General features: G+C 68.0%; 23 protein-coding genes. 5 read left to right on the top strand and 18 right to left on the bottom strand.

Annotated features, from left to right (window positions below):
• Positions 1-83: 83 nt before the first annotated feature.
• Positions 84-1,142: an MIP/aquaporin family protein gene (locus tag J7I89_RS12455; RefSeq protein WP_214970581.1), complete on the bottom strand. Its 1,059-nt coding sequence runs from the start codon at positions 1,140-1,142 to the stop codon at positions 84-86.
• Between the two features lie 219 nt (positions 1,143-1,361).
• On the opposite strand from J7I89_RS12455, the gene J7I89_RS12450 reads away from it, so the two are divergent.
• The gene (locus tag J7I89_RS12450) at positions 1,362-2,531 is read left to right on the top strand and encodes an ADP-ribosylglycohydrolase family protein (RefSeq protein ID WP_214970579.1); all 1,170 of its coding nucleotides are present in this window, start codon (positions 1,362-1,364) and stop codon (positions 2,529-2,531) included.
• Here the strand turns inward: J7I89_RS12450 and J7I89_RS12445 are convergent.
• Together J7I89_RS12445 and J7I89_RS12440 are read right to left on the bottom strand one after the other, a co-directional pair.
• The gene (locus J7I89_RS12445) at positions 2,518-3,054 is read right to left on the bottom strand and encodes a DUF4395 domain-containing protein (protein WP_214970577.1); all 537 of its coding nucleotides are present in this window, start codon (positions 3,052-3,054) and stop codon (positions 2,518-2,520) included. The two genes, J7I89_RS12450 and J7I89_RS12445, sit on opposite strands and share 14 nt — an antisense overlap.
• Positions 3,055-3,092: 38 nt before the next feature.
• Positions 3,093-4,097 (bottom strand): exonuclease domain-containing protein, encoded by a 1,005-nt coding sequence (locus J7I89_RS12440; RefSeq protein WP_214970575.1) that lies wholly within the window; start codon positions 4,095-4,097, stop codon positions 3,093-3,095.
• A gap of 68 nt (positions 4,098-4,165) precedes the next feature.
• Between J7I89_RS12440 and J7I89_RS12435 the strand changes: the two genes are divergently transcribed.
• The gene (locus J7I89_RS12435; RefSeq protein ID WP_214970671.1) at positions 4,166-4,942 is read left to right on the top strand and encodes a DedA family protein; all 777 of its coding nucleotides are present in this window, start codon (positions 4,166-4,168) and stop codon (positions 4,940-4,942) included.
• Between the two features lie 76 nt (positions 4,943-5,018).
• Here J7I89_RS12435 and rdgB read toward each other — a convergent pair whose 3' ends face one another.
• From rdgB to clpS, 6 genes are all read right to left on the bottom strand, one after another.
• On the bottom strand, positions 5,019-5,699 hold the full coding sequence (gene rdgB / locus J7I89_RS12430) for an RdgB/HAM1 family non-canonical purine NTP pyrophosphatase (protein ID WP_214970573.1): 681 nt from the start codon (positions 5,697-5,699) through the stop codon (positions 5,019-5,021).
• A 14-nt stretch (positions 5,700-5,713) separates the two neighbouring features.
• A complete protein-coding gene (rph, locus tag J7I89_RS12425) occupies positions 5,714-6,472 on the bottom strand; it encodes a ribonuclease PH (RefSeq protein WP_251045225.1) in 759 nt (252 codons plus the stop codon).
• Between the two features lie 124 nt (positions 6,473-6,596).
• Positions 6,597-7,394 (bottom strand): MBL fold metallo-hydrolase, encoded by a 798-nt coding sequence (locus J7I89_RS12420; protein WP_214970571.1) that lies wholly within the window; start codon positions 7,392-7,394, stop codon positions 6,597-6,599.
• Positions 7,391-8,398, bottom strand: a complete 1,008-nt coding sequence (gene murI / locus J7I89_RS12415; RefSeq protein WP_251045259.1) for a glutamate racemase — start codon at positions 8,396-8,398, stop codon at positions 7,391-7,393. The genes J7I89_RS12420 and murI overlap by 4 nt, the downstream gene beginning before the upstream one ends.
• Before the next feature lie 174 nt (positions 8,399-8,572).
• Positions 8,573-9,139 carry a DUF2017 domain-containing protein gene (locus J7I89_RS12410; RefSeq protein WP_214970567.1) on the bottom strand — a complete coding sequence of 189 codons (567 nt, stop codon included), beginning with the start codon at positions 9,137-9,139 and terminating at the stop codon, positions 8,573-8,575.
• The gene (gene clpS, locus J7I89_RS12405) at positions 9,132-9,512 is read right to left on the bottom strand and encodes an ATP-dependent Clp protease adapter ClpS (protein WP_214970565.1); all 381 of its coding nucleotides are present in this window, start codon (positions 9,510-9,512) and stop codon (positions 9,132-9,134) included. The genes J7I89_RS12410 and clpS overlap by 8 nt, the downstream gene beginning before the upstream one ends.
• 37 nt (positions 9,513-9,549) lie before the next feature.
• Between clpS and J7I89_RS12400 the strand changes: the two genes are divergently transcribed.
• Complete coding sequence (locus J7I89_RS12400; protein ID WP_308159887.1) at positions 9,550-10,878, top strand: nicotinate phosphoribosyltransferase; 1,329 nt, start codon at positions 9,550-9,552, stop codon at positions 10,876-10,878.
• Positions 10,878-11,513, top strand: coding sequence for an isochorismatase family protein (locus J7I89_RS12395; protein WP_214970564.1), 636 nt, complete (start codon positions 10,878-10,880; stop codon positions 11,511-11,513). Before J7I89_RS12400 ends, J7I89_RS12395 begins: the two co-directional genes overlap by 1 nt.
• A gap of 90 nt (positions 11,514-11,603) precedes the next feature.
• Here the strand turns inward: J7I89_RS12395 and J7I89_RS12390 are convergent, their stop codons facing one another.
• The 8 genes from J7I89_RS12390 to J7I89_RS12355 form a co-directional block, all read right to left on the bottom strand.
• Positions 11,604-13,382, bottom strand: coding sequence for a DEAD/DEAH box helicase (locus J7I89_RS12390; RefSeq protein ID WP_214970563.1), 1,779 nt, complete (start codon positions 13,380-13,382; stop codon positions 11,604-11,606).
• Positions 13,382-13,723 (bottom strand): DUF3039 domain-containing protein, encoded by a 342-nt coding sequence (locus tag J7I89_RS12385; protein WP_214970562.1) that lies wholly within the window; start codon positions 13,721-13,723, stop codon positions 13,382-13,384. The genes J7I89_RS12390 and J7I89_RS12385 overlap by 1 nt, the downstream gene beginning before the upstream one ends.
• A gap of 74 nt (positions 13,724-13,797) precedes the next feature.
• Positions 13,798-14,580 (bottom strand): glucosamine-6-phosphate deaminase, encoded by a 783-nt coding sequence (gene nagB / locus J7I89_RS12380; RefSeq protein WP_214970561.1) that lies wholly within the window; start codon positions 14,578-14,580, stop codon positions 13,798-13,800.
• Positions 14,581-14,658: 78 nt separating this feature from the next.
• Positions 14,659-16,230, bottom strand: a complete 1,572-nt coding sequence (locus J7I89_RS12375; RefSeq protein ID WP_214970560.1) for a transporter — start codon at positions 16,228-16,230, stop codon at positions 14,659-14,661.
• On the bottom strand, positions 16,212-16,976 hold the full coding sequence (locus J7I89_RS12370) for an ABC transporter ATP-binding protein (RefSeq protein WP_214970557.1): 765 nt from the start codon (positions 16,974-16,976) through the stop codon (positions 16,212-16,214). Before J7I89_RS12370 ends, J7I89_RS12375 begins: the two co-directional genes overlap by 19 nt.
• A 90-nt stretch (positions 16,977-17,066) precedes the next feature.
• Positions 17,067-18,167 carry an NADH:flavin oxidoreductase/NADH oxidase gene (locus J7I89_RS12365; protein WP_214970556.1) on the bottom strand — a complete coding sequence of 367 codons (1,101 nt, stop codon included), beginning with the start codon at positions 18,165-18,167 and terminating at the stop codon, positions 17,067-17,069.
• Positions 18,167-19,165: a tetratricopeptide repeat protein gene (locus J7I89_RS12360; protein WP_214970555.1), complete on the bottom strand. Its 999-nt coding sequence runs from the start codon at positions 19,163-19,165 to the stop codon at positions 18,167-18,169. Before J7I89_RS12360 ends, J7I89_RS12365 begins: the two co-directional genes overlap by 1 nt.
• A gap of 141 nt (positions 19,166-19,306) precedes the next feature.
• Entirely contained in the window at positions 19,307-21,055 is a 1,749-nt protein-coding gene (locus J7I89_RS12355) for a hypothetical protein (protein WP_214970554.1), read from the bottom strand.
• Between the two features lie 190 nt (positions 21,056-21,245).
• On the opposite strand from J7I89_RS12355, the gene J7I89_RS12350 reads away from it, so the two are divergent.
• Positions 21,246-22,550, top strand: a complete 1,305-nt coding sequence (locus J7I89_RS12350; RefSeq protein WP_214970552.1) for an AI-2E family transporter — start codon at positions 21,246-21,248, stop codon at positions 22,548-22,550.
• Between the two features lie 73 nt (positions 22,551-22,623).
• On the opposite strand, the gene J7I89_RS12345 is transcribed toward J7I89_RS12350, so the two are convergent.
• Positions 22,624-23,424: an alpha/beta hydrolase gene (locus J7I89_RS12345; RefSeq protein WP_214970551.1), complete on the bottom strand. Its 801-nt coding sequence runs from the start codon at positions 23,422-23,424 to the stop codon at positions 22,624-22,626.
• Positions 23,425-23,461: the final 37 nt, after the last annotated feature.

The raw sequence follows: 23,461 nt of genomic DNA, 5'->3' as shown, positions 1-23,461 counted from the left end.
AGACACGCTCGGGTGGCGGTCCGTGCCGGCCGTCATGTGGGTGCTTCTGCTGCCTGCTCTTGTTGCCGGGCCGACGCCCGGTGCTACTTGCTGCTCGGGCCGTCGAAAAAGTCGCGGGCTTCGTCCCGCGTCCCCGCGGTACGGTCGCCGGCAGCAGCCGGCTTCGCCGAGCCTGGCGCTGCGCCGGCGGCGGCTCCGCCTGCCGCTGCGGGTGCCGCCCCGCCTGCGGCGGAAGTACGGTCGGCGGAAGCGCGGCGGGCGTCCGCGCCGTCGTCGGACTTGCCGTCGTCGGACTCGTCATTCTCGTCATCGGAGTCAAGTGAGTCTGCCGCGGCTTCCTCGTCCTCGCCGGCCGAACGCGCAGCGGCGGCGCCCACAGCGGCACTTTCGGAGAAACCCCGGAACACGAGGCCGGCGATGGCCGCACCCACCAGCGGGGCCACCCAGAAGAGCCAGAGCTGCCCGAGCGACCAGCTGTTGCTGAACAGCGCCGACGCCGTGGCCCGGGCGGGGTTGAACGGGGCGTTTCCGATGGCCTGCCCGAACTGGAGCAGCACGGCGAACGCCAGGCCGACGGCGAACGGTGCCGCTGCCGCGTGGACGTTGCGGCGTGCCGTGGTGCCGAGGAAAACGGCGACCAGGAGGGCTGCGCCGAGGACTTCGGCCAGCAGGACGCCCGCCATGGGCGCCTGAATGACGGAGTGTTCGCCGAATCCGGCCGTCACGGTATCGAACGCCGCCCGGGTGTCGGGAATGTTGGGGACGGTGCGGAGGATGCCGAACAGCGTCAGCGCACCGGCGGCTGCGCCCACGAGCTGCGCGCCGATGTAGGCGGCGGCGTGGGCGATCCGGATCTTTCCTGCCACGAGATTGCCCAGAGTGATGGCCGGGTTGAAGTGCCCGCCCGAGATGTACGCGAAGGCCAGCATGGCAGCCGTCACGGCCAGGCCACCGGCAAGCGAGGCCGGCAGCGGACTCGACTGCGGAAGCGTGAAGAGTGGCACGCCCAGTCCGGCGATCACCAGGAACAAGGTTCCGAACGCTTCGGCCCCCAGCCGGGAAACCAGCCCGGGCCGGAATCCGTCGTCACCGGAGGCGTGCGACTCGGCGTCGGTCGGGGGTACGGACACAGGGGTGGTCATGTTCAGGAAATCCTTTGTTTCGGTGGGCCGGTGACACCGGCACCTGCGGGAGTCAGCCCCTGCATTCTGGCAGCAGAGTCTGGACGGTTGCTGAATTCGAGCTTAGCGCCCCCGGGCCGGCCCGTTTCCCGGAAAGATCCCCAGCCGAAGGAGGGTGCAAGGGCTCCGGGAACAAGCCGCTGCGCTGTCCTGCCCGGGCCGGCGGGTAAATTTGGTGGCATGAACAATGTTCCCGGCGCCACCGCGCTGCCGTCCCCGGAGTCCCGCATCCATGGCTGCCTGTTGGGCGGCGCCCTGGGCGACTCCCTCGGCTACGCCATCGAGTTCGATTCGATCACCGCCATCCGCGGCCGCTTCGGCGAAGCCGGGCTCCAGGACTTTGAAGCGCTCGACGGCGGAAGCCACTTCTCCGACGACACCCAGATGACGCTGTACACAGTGGACGGGCTCGTCGAAGTGCTGGAATGGGCCAACTCGGGCGTGGGCGCGGACGCAAACGCCTGCCTTTGGCTGGCCTACCTGCGCTGGCTGGACACCCAGGGCGTGCCCGCCCCGGAACAGGCTCCCAGGCCGCAGCCGCGCTGGATCGACGGGCAGCCCGTGCTCCGCCACCGCCGGGCGCCCGGCAACGCGTGCCTGAGCGGGCTCGCCACGGGCGAGATGGGCACGGTGTACCGCCCGGTCAACCCGGATTCGAAGGGCTGCGGAACCGTGATGCGCTCGGCTCCGTTCGGGCTCATCCCCCACATCCCGGCCGAATCGGTGTACAAGTTGAGCGCGGACGCGGCGTCCCTCACGCACGGTCATCCGTCCGCACGGCAAAGCGCGGGCGTCTTCAGCCTGCTGATCCATTCACTGATCCAGGGCCACACCCTGGCGGAGGCCGCGCAGGCCGCCGTCCAGCACGTTCAGTCCGATGCTGATGCGGTGCCGGAACTCCGCGAGCGCCTTGCTGCCGCACTGCGCCTCGCCGGCCTCGCCAATGGCGCCGGCACCGCGACGCGGCCGGTGCTCAGCCCGGAGGACCTGGTCAGCGAGCTGGGCGAGGGCTGGGTGGCTGAGGAGGTTCTCGCCGTCGGGCTTTACGCTGTTCTCGCGACGGCGCCCGGCGCCGCCCCGGCTGAGTCTTCCGCCCCGGCTGAGTCTTCCGCGCCGGCTGAGATTTCCGCGCCGCACAGGGCGGCAGATCCCGTGGAGCACTTCAAGGCCGCGATCGCCCTGGCGATCAACCACAGCGGGGACAGCGATTCCACCGGTTCCATCGCGGGCAACATCCTGGGCGCCTATTACGGCGAGGACTGCCTGCCGGCTGACTGGCTCGGAGCCTTGGAAGCGCCCGAGGTGATCCGCGGCATGGCCGATCAGCTGGTGTCGGTTACAACTGGCTGAGGGACACGTTATTGCAGGCTTCGCACACGTCCTCCGGGATCATCCCGCGGCGCTGCAGGAACCCGAAGATCACGCAGCCAAGGCAGAATCCCGCGAACGCCTCCAGGGACGCGGCGACAATCAGCACCGCCAGCAGAACCCACGCCGCCGGGGCGAGGCCAGCCACGAACAGAACAGCTGCCCCGGTGGACACCGCGGCGCCGATCCCCTGGGCAAACCGCTTGGGCGGACCGGGAACCAGCTTGGCGCGTCCCAGCCGCGGGGCAAGAACCTTGACCGACAGGAGCGCCAGCGGGGATATCCTCGGGCCGAAGAGCACCCGGAGCCAGAACCCGGCGGCGATGATTGCCAGGCCCCAGCCGAAGCCGGTCAGCAGTGTGGCCACGGCGAGCACCACCACCAGGCCGGCCGTGATCCTGGCCGCGTATTCATTCACCGGGTTGGGAAAGGCAAAGACGGCCCGCCAGTCCACCCCTGACGGCGTGGCGGCTCCGGACGTACGTGGGGCGCTCTGTCTGCTCATGGAGCAAGGCTAAGAGCGCAGGGAGGCACTGGAAAGCTTTATTGCGCCATGTGAATGGCTGCCCCGCCCACCATCTGCAGGAACTCGCCCTCGGAGATGACCTCGATCGGCTGCCCGCGGTCGTGCAGCTCAAGGACGCGCCTGGCCTTTCCCGTCAGCCGCCCGGACCGCAGGTCGCCCGCGACGAAGCCGTCGCCCACCACCAGGACGCTGGTCCTGGCGGTGACCCGGCTTTCCGGACGCGCCCCCATCTCCGCGGACCGCATCTTGGCTTCCGGCCGCCCCATGGCCAGCTGGCCGGTGAACACGACGGTCTGGCCGAAGAGCGGATTGCCGGGCTCCGCATCCGGATTGGGCTGGGGATTGTCCCCTTCCTCCGGCCATCCGCTTCGGAAGGGGCGCGCGGCTGCCGTGCCGCCCAGGGCGGCAAGCGCCGAGAGCGTCGGTTTTGAGAGGTCGTCGTGAGCCGGGTGAAAGGCGGGCTGCTGCGGAAGCGCAAGGCCGAGTGAGAGGTACAGCTCGGCGATGCTGTTGGCCTGGTTGCGGGCCGCGATGTCGATCAGGATCCCGGCGCAGGCCCGGGCGTCCTCGGCAGCGTCATGGTGGTTCACCAGCGGCACGCCTGCCTCTTCGGCGGCGAACGGCAGGGAATTCGAAACCAGTGAGTAGCAGCGCCGGGACAGCATCACCGTGCAGACGTAGTCGTAGGCAGGCCCCGGCAGGCCCGAGACCTCCAGGCCGGAGCGGATGACGCCAAGATCGAAGGCAGCATTGTGGGCGGCGAGGATGTCACCGCCGATGAACGCGCCGATCTCCGGGAACAGCTCCCCGAAGCGCGGCCGGCCGGCCACGTCCGCCGGACGAATCCCATGGACCCGGACATTGTGATAATCGAAGGCGTCGTGGTTCTCCGGCGGGCGCATCAGCCACGAGGCCTCGTCGACGATGACACCGCCGCGGACCTTGGTGAGGCCAACAGCGCACGGTGAACCGCGGAAGCCGTTGGCGGTCTCGAAGTCGATCGCCGTAAAGTCCAAACTCACGGGGACAACTGTAGCGCCGCGGAACGCCAAGGACCGTCAAGTACCCTTGAAACGTGAACTTTAATGCAATGAGCGACTTTGCCGTGCCCGCACTGGGAGGAGCCGGACCGGTCCAGCCGCATCTGGCTTCCTTCCTGCCCGACTGGCTCAACCCCCAGGTTTTCCTCGCCGACCCCGCCCTGGCGCCCTGGGTGGTGCTGCTGGTCTGCGGGATCATTTTCGCCGAAACCGGGCTGCTGGTGGGCTTCTTCCTCCCCGGTGATTCCATGCTGTTCACGGCGGGCCTGCTCGTGGCCACGGACACCATCAAATTCAACATCTGGCTGTTCGCGGCGCTCATCATCGTGTCCGCGATCCTCGGCAACCAGACCGGATACCTCATCGGTTCCAAGGCAGGCCCAGCGATCTTCAACAAGCCGGACTCCAGACTGTTCAAGCACGAGAACGTGGAAAGCGCCCACAATTTCTTCGAGAAGCACGGCGGCAAGGCGCTGATTCTGGCCCGCTTCGTTCCCATCATCAGGACGTTCGTTCCCGTCATCGTGGGCGTGGCCCAGATGGACAAGCGGAAGTTCTTCCTCTTCAACGTGATCGGCGCCCTCCTGTGGGGCGGCGGCATGACGCTCCTCGGCTACCTGCTGGGTGACAGGATTCCGTGGGTCCGCGAGAACCTGGACATCATCTTCATCGTGATTGTCCTGGTTTCGGTGATTCCGATCGGCATCGAAGTGCTGCGCGGCATCTCCGCCAAGCGCCAGGCCGCCGCCTTCGGCACTGACCCGGTGGAAGAGTTCATTGAGGAGCACGAGCCCGAGGCCGACCGCAAGACGAACCTCGACAACTAACCCCGGTTAACTGATCAAAGAAAGGCACCCCACGGCCGTGGGGTGCCTTTCTCGCAGTTGGTGCCGGCCGCTTCCGTCAGTGCCGGCGGAGGGCTTCCACGATCGCCGGAAGCAGGGCGCGGAACGCCTGCCCGCGGTGGCTGATGGCGTTCTTCTCATCGGGGCTCAGCTCGGCGCAACTCCGGTCCATCCCGAGGGGCTGGAGCACGGGGTCGTAGCCGAAGCCGCCTTCCCCGCGCGGCTCCCGCAGCAGCGTGCCTGCGAGCTGGCCGTATTCCACCACCTCGCGCACTCCGTCCTCCGACGCCGATGCCGGGACCGCCAACGCCGCTGCGCACACGAAGGCGGCGCCGCGGTGCGTGTCGGGTACGTCGGCCAGCTGGGCCAGCAGCAGCCGGAGGTTGGCGGCGTCGTCCCCGTGCCGCCCTGCCCAGCGGGCCGAAAAGATGCCCGGGGCGCCGCCCAGCACGTCAACGGACAGGCCGGAGTCATCGGCGATCGCCACCAGTCCGGTCGCCTCCGCCACCGCGCGCGCCTTCAGCAGCGAGTTCTCCGCAAAGGTCACCCCGGTCTCGGCGACGTCAGGACCCCCGACGGCGGACGCGTCCACCACCTGAGTGTCGACGTCGAGCCCGGGAACCTGCCCGCGCAGCAACTCGCGCAGCTCCCGCAGCTTTCCCTTGTTGTGGGTGGCCAGCACCAGCCGCGGAGCCGGCGCATCGGAGCCGCTTCCGTTCACGGCGCTGCCCTCATTCACGGCGCTGCTCTCACTCACGGGGCTTCGGCCAGCGTCTCGCGCTGGATCGCGGCGAGCTGCTCCGTCCCCAACAGGGCAAGGTCCAGCAGCGCGTTGAGCTCATCGCGGTCGAACGGGGCGCCCTCCGCGGTTCCCTGCACCTCCACGAACTTGCCGGATCCGGTCACCACGACGTTCATGTCCGTCTCGGCGCGGACATCCTCGATGTAGGGAAGGTCCAGCATGGGGATGCCGTCGATGATGCCCACGGAAACGGCGGCGATGGTATCCACCAGCGGCTGGGCGTTGCGGGCAATCATCTTGTTTTCCCGGGCGAAGCGGATGGCTTCGGCGAGCGCCACATACGCGCCCGTGATCGCCGCGGTCCGCGTGCCGCCGTCGGCCTGCAGGACATCGCAGTCCAGCACGATGGTGTTTTCCCCGAGGGCCTTGGTGTCGATGATGGAGCGCAGCGAGCGGCCGATCAGCCGTGAGATCTCGTGCGTGCGGCCGCCGATCTTGCCCTTGACCGACTCGCGGTCGGAGCGGGTGTTCGTGGCCCGCGGCAGCATGGCGTACTCGGCGGTGACCCAGCCGCGGCCCTCTCCCTTGAGCCAGCGGGGCACGCCCTCGGTGAGGGAAGCCGTGCACAGCACCCGGGTGTTGCCGAACTCGATCAGGGCGGATCCTTCCGCCTGCTTGGACCAGCCGCGGGTGATGCTGATGGGGCGGAGCTGGTCCGGGGTGCGGCCGTCGGCACGGATGACGGGGGTTGTGGTTGCTTCGGAAGTCATGCCTTTAGCTTATCGATTTATCGGCATCAGGCTTCGACCGGGAAGAAGCGCCGTCCGCCGTCCGCCTCAGGCGGGCGGCGTCGGACGGACCGGCGTCGGGCGGCCGGCGTCGGACGGTCCGGCCTCAGACGCTGTAGTGCACCCCGGCGACTGCGACGGCGACATCACCGGCGAAGACCGGGCGCGCCTCGGCCATGACCGTCGTCGGGGACGTCCATACCGGAATGTGGGTGAGGAGGAGGCGGCGGGCGCCCGCCACAGTGGCGGCCTCCCCGGCCCGCTTGCCGGTCAGGTGGACGTCCCTAATGCCGTCGTCGCGGCCTTCCTCGAAGGCCGCCTCGCACAGGAAGAGGTCCGCGTCCTTGGCCGCCTCCTCGAGTCCGCGGCACGAATCCGTGTCGCCGGAATAGGTCAGGACGCGCGTCACGGCCGCTCCGGACGCGTCCGGCTCGCTCACCTCCACGCGCAGCGCATAGGCCTCCTCCACAGGGTGGTTCACCGCGAACGGCGTCACGGTGAACGGTCCCACGGAGACGGACTGGCGCTCGGCCCAGTTGGTGAAGTCGAATTCCTCGTGCATCCCGGGGTCCAGTTCGAGGCCGTACGCGGTGGCCATCCTGTCTGCCGTCGCCGCCGGACCCCACACCGGGATCCGTCCGCGGTCCCAGCCGCCCGGCTTCCAGCGCACGGCCACGTGCAGGCCGCACAGGTCCATGCAGTGGTCCGGGTGCAGGTGCGTGAGGAAGATGGCGTCGATGTCCTCGAGGTCCGTGTAGCGCTGGATGGCACCCAGGGCTCCGCTGCCAAGGTCCATGACGACCTTCCACGTGCGTTCGCCGTCGTTCGCCGTCAGCAGGTAGCAGGACGCCGGGGAACCGGGGCCGGGGAAGGACCCCGTGCAGCCGACGATCGTGAGCTTCACAGGCCCGAACCCCCGGGACCGCGGCCGCTGCCCATGGCCTGGCCCACGAAATTGGAGATGCGGGGCCGCGCGGCGGTGCCCTGCGCGGCGGCGATCATTTCCGGCGTGATGCGGGCCAAGCTTCCGGTCGGGTACTGTGCCGCGACGTGGTCGACGTGGCGGACGCTGAGCACTTCGGGACCCAGGAACCTGCGCGCAAGGGCTTCGAACTGGCCGGCGTCGCCTGTCGCGATGAAGTTGTGTTCCGGCGGCGCGGCGGCGGTCCGCTCCATGCCCCGGCTGGCCAGCGCACGGTAGACGTCCTTGGCCGTTTCCTCGGCGCTCGACACCAGGGTGACGTCCTCGCCCATGACATACGAGATCACGCCCGTCAGGAGCGGGTAGTGCGTGCAGCCCAGCACCACGGTGTCCACGCCCGCGGCCTTGAGCGGTTCGAGGTACTCCGCGGCCACCGCGAGCAGTTCCGGGCCCGTCGTGATGCCCGCCTCCACGTAGCTGACGAAGGCAGGGCAGGCCGCGGAGGTGATTTCAAGGTCAGGGGCCGCGGCGAAGGTGTCCTCGTATGCCCGCGAACCGACGGTGGCGGACGTGCCGATCACTCCCACGCGGCCGGTGCGGGTCGCGGCCACCGCCCGCCGGACGGCGGGCTGGATCACTTCGATCACCGGAATCCCGTAACGGGCGGTGTAGCGTTCGCGGGCATCGCGGAGCACCGCCGCCGACGCCGAGTTGCAGGCGATCGTGAGGAGCTTGACGCCGGAATCCACGAGTTCGTCCATCACGCCAAGGGCGTTGGCACGCACCTCTGCGATGGGGAGCGGGCCGTAAGGCCCGTGGGCGGTGTCGCCCACGTAGAGAATGGATTCGTTGGGCAACTGATCGATGATGGACCGTGCCACCGTGAGCCCGCCGACGCCGGAGTCAAAGACCCCGATCGGCCGCGATCCCAGGTTGATGCCTACGGCCGTTGCGGACTCCGCTGCAGCGTCTGCTGCCGGATCCATGCTCGATGCTGAAGTCATGATTATTCGAGGATAGGTCTTCCGGGTGGGTGCGGCCATCAAATTGTGGCGTGCGACTCATGTCTAATTTGTCACATCACAGGCTCTGCGGAGCCGCCCGCCTGCGCCCCGGAGGGCACAAACGCGCGGCTGAGGTTCGCTGCAGGGACTCACGGATCAGGGCCGCGACTCCATCGACTGCAGCATGGCCTGGATCAGGGATTCCTGCAGCCACGTGGTGAAGTTGTAGACCAGCGCGAGGTAGCTTTCCACATCCTCCGCCTGCGACCAGTCCTGCATCTGGTGGACGTGCTCGGCGTCGGCCTCGTCCTGGATGTCCAGGCGTTCGGCGAGCACCAGCCGGACGTCGTTGAGCGCCATGGACCAGTGCTTGGCGTCTGCTTCTGCCAGGACCAGTTCGTCCTTGTCCAGGTCCAGCGCGGCGGCGCGGAGCGCGCCGATCTTGGTCTCGCGCAGGGAGCGTTCGGTGAGTTGCCGGAACTCCAGGGAGGCGGCGCCGTCGTCCTTCACGACGTTGGGCAGCAGCCGCCGGAGGGCGCGGTCCGAGGGCTCCCGGACGTCCATGTCGAGTCCGATCAGCGCAGTGAGCGGATCCTGGCTGCCGCTGGCTTCGGGCTGCAGCATAGAAACGACGTCGTCGAAGAGGCTGCGCAGCAGTTCCCGCTCCGCCGGCTCCAGGAATCCGGTAATGCCCTTGAGTCCGTATTTGAAAGCCTTAGCCACGTTTCCCCTTGCCCTTGCCCGGGCCGCCGTTCTTGCCGCCTCCGCTGTTTCCGCCGGTAGCTTTCTCGACCGTTGCCCACAGGCCGTAGCCGTGCATCGCGACGGCGTGCTGTTCCACCTGTTCCTTGCTGCCGTGGGCAACAATGGACCGGCCCTTCTTGTGGACCTCCATCATGAGCTTGTTGGCTTTGGTCTCCGAATAGCCGAAATAGCTCTGGAAAACATAGCTGACATAGCTCATGAGATTGACGGGATCATTCCAGATCACGAGGTTCCAGGGGATGTCCGGGGCGGTCAGGGTGTCGGTGGACACCTCAGTTCCGGTCTGGGTGCTCTCCTGGGTGTCAGGGCCGAGCGCAACGCTTAGGGTCATCTGTCCATTCTATGGGGATGCGCACTAGAGTGATTTTGTGAGTACCTCCGCCGGCTGGGACCAGCCACGCACGTCCCTGTTCACCGACCACTACGAGCTGACCATGCTCCAGGCGGCCCTGCATTCCGGCGCTGCGCACCGCAGGTCCGTGTTCGAGGCCTTCGCGCGCACGCTCCCGGACGGCCGCCGTTACGGCATCGTGGGCGGCACCGGCCGGCTCCTGGACGGCATTGCGGCATTCCGGTTCGGCGACGCCGAACTCGAGTTCCTGGGGCGCACCGGCGTGGTCAACAAGGAAACGCTGGACTACTTGGCCGACTTCCGCTTCACCGGGGACATCTGGGGCTACGCCGAGGGCGAGGCCTACTTCCCCAACTCCCCCATCCTGATCGTCGAGTCGACGTTCGCGGAGGCCTGCATCCTGGAGACCTACGTGCTGTCCGTGCTCAATCACGACAGCGCCATCGCCTCGGCGGCGTCCCGGATGATCACCGCCGCCGGCAGCCGGCCCTGCATCGAAATGGGCTCGCGGCGGACCCAGGAGGAATCGGCCACGGCAGCGGCCCGGGCCGCCGTCATCGCAGGATTCGCCAGTACCTCCAACCTCGAGGCCGGCCTCCGCTACGGGATCAAGACCGTCGGCACCGCGGCCCATTCCTTCACGCTCCTCCACGACACGGAACGCGACGCCTTTGAGGCGCAGGTCGCCTCCCTGGGCGCCGGCACCTCGCTGCTCGTGGACACGTACGACGTCGAAACGGCCGTCCGTACGGCCGTGGACATCGCCGGGGACAAGTTGGGTGCCGTCCGGCTGGACTCGGGTGACCTCGTGGAACAGGCCCAGTGGGTGCGGCGCCTGCTGGACGAGCTGGGCAACGAGAACACCCGGATCATGGTCACCTCGGATCTGGACGAGTTCGCCATCGCGGCGCTCCAGTCCGCGCCCGTCGATGCCTACGGCGTGGGCACCTCGCTCGTGACCGGCTCCGGCGCCCCCACCGCGAGCATGGTCTATAAGCTGGTCGCCCGCACGGACGATTCCGGGGAATTCGTGTCCGTGGCCAAGACGGCCAAGAACAAGGTGAGCAAGGGCGGGCGGAAATACGCCCTGCGCAGGCTCAACGAGCACGGGACGGCAACCCACGAAATCGTCGGCGTCGGCCACCGTCCGTTTGACGACGGCGATGACCGTCCCCTGCTCCAGCAGTTCATCAAGAACGGAGAGCTGCTGCCGGGCTGGACGGGCCACGAAGGCGTGCTTCGCGCCCGCCAGCGCCATGCCGATTCAATGGCCGAGCTGCCGGCGGTGGTCCACCGCCTGCATCGCGGTGAACCGGCCATCCCCACCATCTACGAGGAGAGCTGATGTCACGTGCACTGATCATTGTCGACGTCCAGAACGACTTCTGCGAAGGCGGCGCGCTGCCGGTCGAGGGCGGTGCGGCGGTGGCGGGCGCAATCAGCGAGTACGTCGAGGCGCACCACGGGCAGTTCGACCACATCGTGGCCACCCAGGACTGGCACATCGATCCCGGCGCCCACTTCTCGGAGACTCCGGACTTCAAGGACAGCTGGCCGCCGCACTGCGTCGCCGGGTCGCAGGGGGCCGAGCTGCATCCGGACCTCGACACCGAGCACATCCAGGCCTACTTCCACAAGGGCCTCCACACCGCCGCCTACTCCGGATTCGAAGGACTGCTGGCCCCCGACGACGCCGTCCCCACCGGGGACCGGAAGCCCGGTGCCCTGCCCTCGGCCGTAGACCCGGAGTACGCTCCCGATGAAGACTCCATCGGGCTGGATGACTGGCTCCAGAGCCATGACGTGGAGGACGTCGTGGTGGTCGGGCTCGCTACCGACCACTGCGTCATGGCAACGTCCCTGGACGCTGTGCAGGCCGGCTACTCCGTCACCGTGATCAAGCGGCTGACGGCCGGCATAGCCGAAAACCTTGACGACACGTATGCCGAAATGGAACTGGGCGGCGTCGACCTCGAGTAGCCGCCCCCCTGGCAGCGGGAACGCAGGCAGCAGGAAAGGCGGGGCCGTCTGAGGCGGCCCCGCCTTTCCTGTCCTGAAATCTCTTCCGGCCTACTTCCGGCCGACGAACCAGTCCTGGAGCTTCTTCAGCCGGGACTGGAGCTGCTCTTCGTTCGCCTGCGCCACCGGGGGCCCGCCGCAGACGGTCCGCAGTTTCGTGTGCACCACGCCGTGCGGCGTCCCCGTGCGCGCCGACCATGCGGCCACGTTCTTGGCCAGCTCGTTGCGCAGGTCCATCAGCATCCGGTGGTCCGGGACTGCCGGGGCAGCAGGCGCAGCCGCCGGTGCCAGGCGTTTCTTGCGGCTCTGCTGCTCGTGCTGGCGCTGCCGCAGCAGGGTGCCCACCTGCTCCGCGTCCAGGAGGCCCGGAATGCCGAGGAAGTCCAGTTCGTCCTCCGAACCGATGTCACCGCCGGTGCCGAACTCGCCGCCGTCGAACAGCACACGGTCGAAGGACGCCTGGGAATCCAACGCCTCGAACTTGCCCTTGGTCAGGCTGTCCGAGGCCTTGTCCTCCCGGTTGGCTTCGTCCATCAGCGAGTCTTCCGGATTGAAGAGGCCGTCTCCGTCCTCGTTCTCCGGCCGGTCCAGCGCGTGGTCGCGCTCGGCTTCCATGGAGTTGGCCAGCGCCATCAGCTGGGGAACCGAGGGCAGGAACACCGACGCCGTCTCGCCCCGCTTCCGGGCACGCACAAAGCGCCCCACGGCCTGGGCGAAGAACAGCGGCGTGGACGTCGACGTCGCGTACACACCGACGGACAGCCGCGGAACGTCCACGCCTTCGGACACCATGCGGACGGCTACCATCCAGCGCTTGTCGCTGGCCGTGAATTCCTCGATCTTGCTTGAGGCCTTGGCATCATCGGAAAGGATCAGCGTGGGTGACTCACCGGTGATCCTCTTCAGCTGCCCCGCGTACGCCCTGGCGTCGTCGTGGTCCGTTGCGATCACCAGGCCTCCGGCGTCGGGAACGGAGCGCCGGACTTCGCTGAGGCGTTTGTCCGCACCGGCCAGCACCGCGGGAATCCATTCGCCCGTGGGGTTCAGGGCTGTCCGCCACGCCTGGGAGGTGACGTCCTTGGTGACTGCCGCCTCACCGAGGGAAGCGGCCATCTCCTCGCCGCCGCTGGTGCGCCAGCGCATCTGCCCCGAATACGCCATGAACATGACGGGCCGCACCACATGGTCCCGCAGGGCGCTGCCGTAGCCGTACGTGTAATCCGCCTTGGAACGCCTGATGCCGTCCCTGTCCTCCGCGTACTCCACGAACGGGATGGGCGAGGTGTCAGAGCGGAACGGCGTACCCGTCAGGGACAGCCGCCGGGCAGCCGGATCGAATGCCTCGCGGAGTCCGTCGCCCCACGACAACGCCTCGCCGCCGTGGTGGATTTCATCGAGAATCACCAGCGTGCGTGCGGCTTCGGTCTTGGCCCGGTGCAGCATCGGCTTGCTGGCCACCTGCGCATACGTCACCGCGACGCCGATGAACCCGCGCCCGTGCTGGCCGTCGGAATTCTTGAAGTTCGGATCAATGGCGATGCCCACACGCGCCGCGGCGTCCGCCCATTGCCGCTTGAGGTGGTCGGTCGGGGCGACGATCGTCACCCGGTTGACCGTGCCGGCCTCGATGAGCATGGACGCCACCCGCAGCGCAAAGGTGGTCTTGCCGGCGCCGGGCGTCGCGACGGCCATGAAGTCGCGTGGCCCGGTGCTGAAGTAACGGTCCAGGGCCTCCTGCTGCCAGGCGCGCAGCTTCGGGGCGGTTCCCCAGGCTGCACGTTCCGGATAAGCCGGAGGCAGGGTGGGTCCGCCGAAGAGTGTCTCCGTCACTACTTGTTGTTGCCTGAGTCCCCGCCGGACCCCTTGCCGCCGTCATTTCCGGGCCGCAGGCCGTCATAGACCTCTTTGCACATGGGGCAAACGGGGAACTTCTGGGGATCCCGCCCCGGTGTCCAGACCTTGCCGCACAGCGCAATGACCGGCTCGCCGGAGAGTGCGGACTCCATGATCTTTTCCTTGCGGACGTAGTGCGAAAAGCGATCGCGGTCCCCGGGCTCCACTTCCTGGCGCAGTTCCTCGCGCTCAATGGTTGCGGTGGACGATCCGGCTCCGGAAAGCTCACGCATGGGGTCGTTGTCGAGAGGATCCGTCATGCTAGTCATGCCATCCATCTTAGCTGTTCCGGGCGGCGGGCACCGGACGCCGGGACGGGTCGGAGTGGCTCGTCCGGCCGCGGCCCTGGGCGCTACAGGCCCTGCCAGCCCGGCTTGTGGTCATACGTGTGGCGGTAGTAATCGGCGAGCTTCAGTGACGACGCCGCGGCTTCGTCCACGAGGATGCTGGCATGGGGATGAAGCTGAAGGACCGATGCCGGGCAAATCGCGGCCAGGGGCCCCTCCACAAGATCATGGACAGCCTGCGCCTTTTGGGCGCCGGTGGCCACGAGGACCGCATGGCGCGAGTCCAGGATGGTGCCCAGCCCCTGCGTCACCACATGATGGGGCACCTCATCGAGGCTGCGGAAAAAACGCGCGTTGTCCCGGCGTGTCTGTTCGATGAGCGACTTGATGCGCGTGCGCGACGCGAGGGAGGACCCAGGCTCGTTGAAGCCGATGTGCCCGTCCGTGCCGAGGCCCAGAAGCTGCAGGTCCACACCGCCGCGCGCCCGGATGGCTTCCTCGTACGCCCGGCAGGCGGCGGGAATGTCCTCGGCATTGCCGTCGGGTCCGAGGATGTTTTCCGGGTCAAAGTTGACGCGGCTCGTGAAGTCGCGGCGGATAACCTCGCGGTATGACTCGGGGTGGCCAGGCTCCAGCCCTACGTACTCGTCCAGGGTAAATCCGTACGCCCTGCTGAAATCCAGGCCGGCCCGTTCGTGGCGCCGGACCAGTTCCTCGTAGACGGGAAGGGGCGACGATCCCGTGGCGAGTCCCAGCACGGCACCGGGCTTGTTCCGCAGCAGGCTTTCAACCGCATCCGCCGCCAGGGAGGCGATCTGGCGGATGCCCGGAAGGATGACGACCTCCATGGTTCACGGCCTTTCCTTGTCCCTGTTGCGCGGTACGTGCCTAGTCAATCACGGTCCGGACCGCCCTGGCAGGGACTCTTACCGGTTCACGGTCAGCTGTGCCAGGAGTTCCGGTCCGCGGGCGTCCAGCCAGCGCCCGCCGACCCTCACTCCGGCCAGGAAGAGCACGGATCCAAGCAGCGGACCGAGCGCGAGATTGATCCAGCCAAACGCCTGTTCCCCCGTCAGGAGCTGGGCGATCAGCAGTGCGGACTCGGGAAGGATAAGCACCATGAGGACCCCCATTCCGCCGAACTGGACGGCCAGGGTCTGCGCGACGTTGCCGGGCGGCTTCTTGAACGGGCTGTCACCGGGAAGCGGGACGGCCACGGTGTAACGGGCGGACACCACGGATGCCAGTCCCAGCCCCGTGAGCAGGACTCCGACCGACAGCCCCAGTATGCCGGGCAGCTTGTCCCAGTCCCCGGTGATGAAGAACGGCACGGTCGCCAGGATCAGCACGGCGGGCAATGCGAAGGCCAGGCACGCCAGGGCCCGCCCGAGCCGGTCGTGGACGCCGCGCACCCCGGCGGCCAGGTGCAGTGCAAATGCCGTGTTGTCGTAGGACACATCGGACGAAATGGACCACGCCAGCAGAAAGGCGGTCAGGGGCCCGACGATCAGCAGGACGCCAAAGTCGTTCGTCTGGCTGCCCTGGAACGCGAGCACCACCGGCAGCAGCGGAATGACGACGAGCGATCCGGAGTACCGGGGATCGCGGAACCAGTAGGTCAGGGAACGGGCCGTGATGGCACCGACCGGAGTGGCCGGCAACAGCGAGAAAAGTCCCATCCGCCCGCCCTTCCTGCGGCTGCTTCCCGCGTAGGGCGGAGTCACCAGGGCCCTCTCGAGCAGAAGCTTCCAGCACCAGGCCAGGCCGGCCAGCGTGACGGCGGCGATGAGCAGCTTGAGCACCGCGTGGCCCGCATACCCCGACGCGAGGTCGCCGCCCAGCGACCATGCCGCGCCCAAGGGCGTCCAGGACAGGCTCCGGGCAAGGTCGGTCAGAAAGGCGCCCGAACCGGACGCGCCCTGGAAGATTCCTGCCATAATCGGGCCGAGCAGGACGAGCGGCACCATGAACGCCGTTCCGCTGACATCCTTGAAGCGCCGGGAGGCCGCCAGGCTCGCCGTGGCGGTGGTGACCACCTTGGACAGCACGACGCAGCTCAGCACGCCCAGGACGGCCCCCACCAGGGCGCCGGCGGCGGGAAGGATGCCGCGTGACCAGGTGCCTACTGTTGCCAGCGCCACAATGACGGTGGCCAGCCCGGGAATTCCGATGAGGCCGCCCAGGGCCAGTCCGGCCAGGAGCTGCGGCATGGGGACGGCCGCCGTGGTGAACCGGGCCGGGTCCAGCGTCATGTCCGCTGCGGAGGCAACCACCGGCACAATCCCCCAACCGAGCACGGCTGCGGAACCGCTAAGCACCACGACGGTCTGGGCCAGGCCGGCATCCTGCTGCCGGAGTAAGAGCAGCGCCGTGACACACAGGCCGACGATCCCCAGCGCATAGAGCCCGCCGATTGCCAGACCCACCAGCTGCCAGGGACTCCGCCGCAGGCCGTTCCTCAGCAGCGTCAGCTTCAGCCTTAGAAGGTGCGCAACCATTCCAGCCCCTCTGTCTGGCTCCGGCCGCCCACCAGCTCGACGAAGCGCTCCTCCAGGCTCGCCCCGGCACGGACCTGGTCCACCGTCCCGGCAGCGAGGAGCCGCCCGGCCGCAACCACCGCCACGTGGTCGCACATCCGCTGCACCAGGTCCATGACATGGCTCGACACGATCACCGTGCCGCCGGTGGCCACATATCTGTCCAGGATGTCCCGGATGTTGGCGGCGGAGACGGGATCCACGGATTCGAAGGGCTCATCCAGGACCAGGACTTTCGGGGCATGAATCAGCGCAGACGCGAGTGCGATCTTCTTCGTCATGCCGGCGGAATAGTCCACCACGAGCGTGCCGGCATCCTGGCTAAGGTCAAGCGCGGCCAGCAGTTCCCCCACCCGGGAAGCCACAACGTCCTTGTCCATGCCGCGGAGCAGCCCCGCGTAGGTGACAAGTTGTTCGCCGCTAAGCCTGTCGAAGAGGCGCACGCCGTCGGGCAGGATCCCCATCAGTCTCTTGGCTTCCAGCGGCTGGGCCCAGACGTCCACGCCATGCACCACCGCCGTGCCGAAATCCGGCCGGAGAAGCCCCGTGGCCATGGACAGCGTGGTGGTTTTGCCGGCACCGTTGGGGCCGACGATTCCGAAGAACGAACCTGCCGGGACCTCCAGGCTGATTCCGTCCACGGCGATCTTGCTGCCGAAGCGCTTGGCGAGGCCCCTGATTGACAGGGCTGTAACGGGAAGGGTCATGAACTTACCCTAAGCCGCGCGCCCTCCAATGTGGATCCTCCGGAAGGAGTAGAACCGGGATGACCGCGGGCGGTCAGAACGCCGGGCCCTTCAGAACGCGCGGCGCGGAACTGCCCGCTCGTACTGGGGAGCCCACCGCAGGTCGTGACCGAGTTCGAAGGCAGCCCGGAGCCACCAGTGCGGGTCCCGGAGGGCGGCCCGGGCGATGAAGACGCCGTCGGCCTGGCCGGTGGCAACCACATGTTCTGCCTGGCCGGGCGATGTCAGCAACCCGACGGTCCCGGTGGCGATGCCTGTTTCGCGCCGGATGCGTGCGGCGAATCCCGTTTGGTACCCCGGCCCTGGCTGGATCCGCTGGTGCGCGACGGCTCCGCCGCTCGAAACGTCGATGAGGTCAACGCCGTGTCCGGCGGCCTGCGAGGCCAAGTGCACCGAGTCCTCGATGCCGATTCCCCCCTCGGCCCAGTCAGTGGCGGAGATCCTCAGCAGCAGCGGCATGGAATCGGGGATCACGTTCCGAATGGCGTCGACAACAGCCAGCGTCAGCCTGTTCCGCCCGTCCGCGTTTCCGCCCCAGGCATCGGTGCGGTCGTTCACGAGCGGGCTCTGGAACTGGTGGAGGAGGTAGCCGTGGGCTCCGTGCACTTCAATAGTGTCGAAGCCAGCGTCAACGGCCCTTGCGGCGGAGGCCGCAAAGTCCGCGATGACGCCCTGGATGTCCGCTTCGGTCATGGCCGCCGGCGGCGCATAGCCGTCAAAGGCGGCGGTGCCCGGCCCGACGGTGCCCCAGCCGCCGTCGGAAACGTGCACGGAGCCTCTTTCACCGGAAAACGGCCAGTAGGTGGACGCCTTGCGCCCTGCGTGGGCGAGCTGGGCACCGATTTTGGTGTCCGCCACGCCGTGGCGGTGCACAAAGCTGACGATGCGTTCCCAGCCCGCCGCCTGCTCATCGTTGTAGAGGCCGGCGTCCCGCGGGCTGATGCGCCCGGCGGCGTTGACGGCCGCGGCCTCCGTCAGGATGAGGGCGGCTCCCCCGGCAGCAAACGACCCCAGATGCATCAGGTGCCAGTCGTTGGGCACTCCGGGCGCGGCGGGGTCGCAGCTGTACTGGCACATGGGTGAGACCCAGCCGCGGTGCTGCAGTTCCAGTGACCGCAGGGCCAGGGGCCTGAACAGCGCAGGCGTTGCCACTAAAACAGCACCCGGGCCAAAGCCTGGCGGGCCTTCGCGACGCGCTCGTCGGTGGCTCCGACGACGTCGAAGAGCTCCAGGAGGCGGATCCGGGCGGTCTCACGTTCCGGACCGAAATTCCTGCCGATGAAGCCGACCACCCGGTTCAGGGCATCCTCCACGTGGCCGCCGGCGATGTCCAGGTCGGCAACGCCCAGCTGGGCCGTGAGGTTGTCGGGTTCGTCCGCCGCGAGCTGGCGGAGGGCATCGCCGTCAGGTCCGGACAGTTTCTGGAGGCGGTCCATGAGCTCAACCTGCGCGAGTCCGGCCTTCGCCTCGGCGTCAGCCGGCATCTCGATGAGGGCCTGCCGGTAGGCCGCGGCGGCAGCGGCGAAATCCCCTGCCTCGATGGCATCGAATGCCTTCTGGTGCAGCGGCGGCAGGGGCGCGGGGGCGGGCTCGCCCTGCGCCGCGCCGCCCACGTTGCCGGACACGCCGTTTGCGGCAGCCACCTTGAGCAGTTCGTCAAGGAGGGCGCGGATCTGCTGTTCGTCCGCTCCGCCCTGGAACAGGGGCACGGGCTGGCCCTTCAGCACGGCCACGGCGGTGGGCACGGCCTGCACCTGGAAGGCCTGGGCCAGTTGGGGGAAAGCGTCGATGTCGGCGGCGCCAAGGACCAGCCGTCCGGCATAGCTCTGGACGATCCGTTCCAGCGCGTCCAGCACGCCTGCGGATTCCGGCGAATACGCTGCCCAAAGGGCGAACACGACCGGCACCTGCGCCGACAACTCAACGAGGTCCTGGAAGTTTGCTTCCGTGACCTCTACCCGGAGTGCGGGGCCCTCAGCGCCGGGTTGCCCGGACGCCGGAGTGCCTGCCGGAACATTTCCGGGGCCGTTTCCGGCCGCAGCCGCCGGCGGCGCGGGCCGCTGCTTGAGCGAGGAAAGATCGACGGCGCCGCGGAGGTTGAGCTGGCTGGCGGCGGCTGGAGGGACAGGACGGGATGCTGGCGAACTCATAGCTTCCACTCTAGCCACTCCTGCGGCCGCGGGAAGCACGGCGGACGCAGGAGGCCCCGGCCCGGGTCACCGGGCCGGGGCCTCCTGCCCGGGTCTGCCTGAACCCGGGTTACGCCGGGCCGCGCTTACGTGAGGCCGGGTCTACTTGAAGCTGGCTCCGACGAGTCCCCGGGTGGCAGCCACGAGCTTCATCGGGTCCTTCGAACCGGCCGGCGGCACGTAGACGGCCATGGACTCCGCGAAGTTCAGCACCATTCCGGTTGTGGTTTCCTTGCCACCGGCTAGAACCGCCGCGTCGCTTCCGATGGACAGCTTGTCGCCCTCGGACTTCGGCGTGCCGTCGAAGTTGAACGTGAGGCGGCCAAGAACCAGTGCGCCGCCGTCCGCCGTCCGGAAGACCACTGTGCTTCCGGGGACCACCTTGTGGCTAAAGGAGAACTTGCCGTTCACGCCTTCCTTCACCACGTCAGCCTGGTACGAAAGGGTGTCCGCGATGTACGGCGAGGACTCCCCTTCCACGAGCTTGTCCTTGAAGGTCGAGTTGGCCTTGGTCAGGCGGTCCGCCAGACCGGCGAGGGCTTCCTCGCCGCTGTACAGCAGCCCCGCCTTGTCGTCCTTGGCCAGGGTCTCGGTGCCGCCGCGTTCGATCGACGGGAAGGTGGTGCCCGGCTGCAGCGGAGTGGTGCCAATGAGTTTGTAGTTCTCCCGCGGGGAGCTCTGCACGAGGGTGAGAAGCTGCGGCACCACGTTGCCTTCGCCCTGGGTGACCGCCAGGACGGACCGCGGCCAGGAGCGCTTGCTCGTCACGACGGTGGTCAGGAGCTTCGTGGGGCGCACGGGCATGCGCGCATCGTAGGAAGCCACCCGCGAGCGGATCTTGTAATTGTTCGTCCGGACCTCGAGTTCCGTTCCGGCGACGCGGGCTGTCAGTTTCTTGGCATCCTTCGCGGCATCGCCGGCATCGGCGGCGCTCGCAACCTGTTCCAGGATGCGGCGGAACTGGGCGTCAAGGAGCACAGGCGAATCACCGGCGGCCGGTGCCGCTGAAGCGGACCCGGAAGGAGCCGCGCTGGAGGCGGCCGGCTCCGGCGTCTGGCTGGCCTGGGCTGCTGCGCCGGTACCGGCGAGAACCGCGGCCGTGGACAGTGCGACCAGCATGCCGAGCCGCGTGCCGGACCCGGTGCCGGCCTTGGCGGAAGCCCTCGCGGTGGCCTTGGCACGGGCCCGCTTGGCAAACTGGCTTCCCAGGCTGCGAAGGGAACCGCCCTGCCCGGGCGTCCCGCCCTTGGGCTTCAGGACGAGCAGCGCAGCGCCGGCAATCATCAGGAGCCCGCCGAGGACCATCAGCGGCACAGCCCACGGCGTGGACGTGTCATTGGGGAATGTCATGGAAATCGACGACGGCGCGGGCTTGGTGCCGTCGCTGGCCAGCAGCAGCGACCAATCGCCGTCCGCCGGCGCGGTCCACGTGTAGTCCAGCTCGCCGCTGGCGCTTTCCGTGGAGACCCAGAGATCCGATCCTGCCGGAGTAGGCGCCTTGGCTTCACCATCGGTGCGTACCACCTGCAGGGCATTCTTGTCTTCCGAGAGTCCGGTGACCGTGTTGTGGGCGGTCTTGCCCACCCACGCGTTGACATCGTCAGGGCGGCCGGCGGCGAGCAAGAAACTGCCCTCGCCTTTGACCTTGATGGTGACTGTGCCCCCTTCGAGGGTGCGCAGTTTGTGGTCAATAACGGTCAGCGGCGCGGCTTTCGAATCAGCGGGAGCCGTGGCCGTGACGCTCTCGGCCGGGGCCCAGATCGTCTTCTGCCCGATTCCGGCCAGCAGTGTCAGGAGGCCGAGCAGCACAAGTGCAACTGCAGTCTTGAAACGCAAAGGTATACCTATCATCAGCGGGGGTTTGCTTTCAATAGTAACCGTTTTGTTACCAATCAGTCAGTTCGGCCCTTCACAGACGCCTCCGGCCACCTCCCGAATCAGCCTCCATCCGTCTATTGACAAGGCGGCTGATAGTGTTTGCGATGATCATCACATCCGGCCCGCAGTCGCGGCGCCATGGACGGAAAAGGCATCGAAAGCAGTGACTGAACAGACGGATCCGTCCACACACGGCCCGGAAAACCTGCCCGACGCCGGCCCCCCAGAGAATCCTTCGGCGCCGCAGGCGAAGGTGCCCGCAGCCCGGGCCCGCCCTGCTGCGCTCGTCTCCGTGCTGCGCCGGCTTCGCCAGCCTATCCCCGGGGCGCAGCCGCGGCTCCGCTTTGAGATGCCCCCCGAGCAACTGGACAACCTCGAGCCCGGGGCCGCTGCCAGCGACACCGCCCGCTTCGGCGCCCCCGGACCCCGCCTTTCTGCGCAGCATCCCGTGTACGTCGGCTTCATGGGCACCGTCGGCGTCGGCCTCGCCCTGCTGGTCTACTGGATCGGTTCCAACACCACCCAGCTTCTCCTGTGGATTGTGGCGGCGCTCTTCATTGCCCTGGGCCTTGACCCGGTGGTGGGCTGGCTCGAAACCCGAAAGATCCCGAGGCCCGCCGGCATCCTGCTCTCCGTATCGGTGCTGATCATTGCGGTGGTGGGCTTTTTTGCCACCCTCATTCCCACAATCGTCGAGCAGGTGACGGAACTCGTCCAGCAGGCGCCGATCTGGGTCCGCGACTTCATCAACTCGGAGTTCTTCCGGACGCTCGACAGCCAGTTCGGGGTCCGCGACCGCATCACCGAGGAGCTGGACAAGTTCGTCAAGAACCCCGAGGCCATGGGCGGAATCTTCGGCGGCGTGGTGGGCTTCGGCTCCACCGTCGCGAACGGCCTCTTCGGGACACTGATTGTGCTGGTGCTCAGCCTGTACTTCCTCGCCGCCCTGCCTGCCATGAAAAAGTGGGGATACCGGCTTGCCCCGCGGTCCAGGCGGCCCCGGGTGGAGGCGCTGTCCGAGGCCATCACCCGTTCGGTGGGGAACTATGTGACCGGGCAGGCTCTCGTCGCCCTGCTGAATGCCACGTTCGCGTTCATCGTGATGTCCATCATCGGCGTGCCCTTCGCGGTGCTTCTTACCTTCGTGGTGGCGCTGCTCGCGTTCATTCCCCTGGTCGGCGGCCTGATCGCCGGCGTGGTGGTCATCCTGATCACCCTGACCCTGGGCTGGCAGCAGGCCGTCGCCTACGCCATCTGCTACTTCGCCTACCTCCAGTTCGAGGCGTACTTCATCTCGCCGCGCATCATGCAAAAGGCCGTGGCCGTCCCCGGTGCCGTGGCGGTCATCTCGGTGATCGCCGGCGGCAGCCTCCTCGGAGTGCTGGGAGCGCTGATCGCCATCCCCACCGCGGCCGCGATCCTGCTCCTCGTCAAGGAAATCTATATCGTCCGCCAGGACAAGCACTAGCGGGAAAGCCGCAGGAACGGCGTACACGGGGCACCCGGGAAGCGGCCTCAGGCGGGCGGCCTCAGGGCACGGCTCAGGCGGTGGCCGTGGCCACCGGCCCTGCCCACTCCTGCGGCAGCCCGGCGGCGCCTGAAGCGTTGCTCGTGACGTCGTCCACGATTTCGTTCAGCACCCTCGCCGCCTGCTTCTCGCCCACCCAAAGGTGCTTGGCGCCGTCGACCCCCACCACCCGTGCCTGGGGCACCAGGCTGAAGCGCTTGGCAGCCTCGGCAGGGCGGAGGTAGTCGTCGTGTTCCGGCACGAGCACTGTCAGCGGCTTGCCCGCTGCCGCCCACTGCTGCAGGTGGGCGTCCGTGGCGCGGTGCAGCGGCGGTGACAGCAGCACGGCGCCTTCCACCTGCGACGCCACCGGTTCCACGGCGCCGTACATCAGGGCCAGCTCGGTCCCGAACGACCAGCCCACCAGCCAGCGGTTGGGCAGCCCCCGCTCGACGGCGAACCGCACCGCCGCCTCAACGTCATACCGCTCCCCGATGCCCTCTTCAAACCCGCCGTCGCTGGTTCCCCTGGGCGACGACGTTCCCCTGGTGTTGAACCGCAGCACCGCCACCCCGGCCAGCGCCGGCAGCCGGTAGGAGGCCTTGCGGTAGACGTGCGAGTCCATGAAGCCGCCGTGCGTGGGCAGCGGGTGCAGTGTTATCAGCGTGGCCGTGACCCGGCCGGACTCCGGCAGAGCCAGCTCGCCCACCAGCGTGCGGCCGTCCTCGGTGCGCATCTCGATGTTTTCGCGCCGGGCCGGCAGAACCGTGGACGCGCGGATGGCGGTCGTTTCGGACGGCTGGCTGAACACGTACGACGTCGGGTCAAAAGTCATGCCTACCAGCTTATCTGCCGCGCTGGCCGCGTTACGT

The sequence above is a fragment of the Arthrobacter sp. ISL-5 genome (assembly GCF_018613835.1).
Lineage (GTDB): Bacteria > Actinomycetota > Actinomycetes > Actinomycetales > Micrococcaceae > Arthrobacter.
Note: the sequence above shows the minus strand (reverse complement) of the source record. Positions and strands in the feature narration are given on the sequence as shown.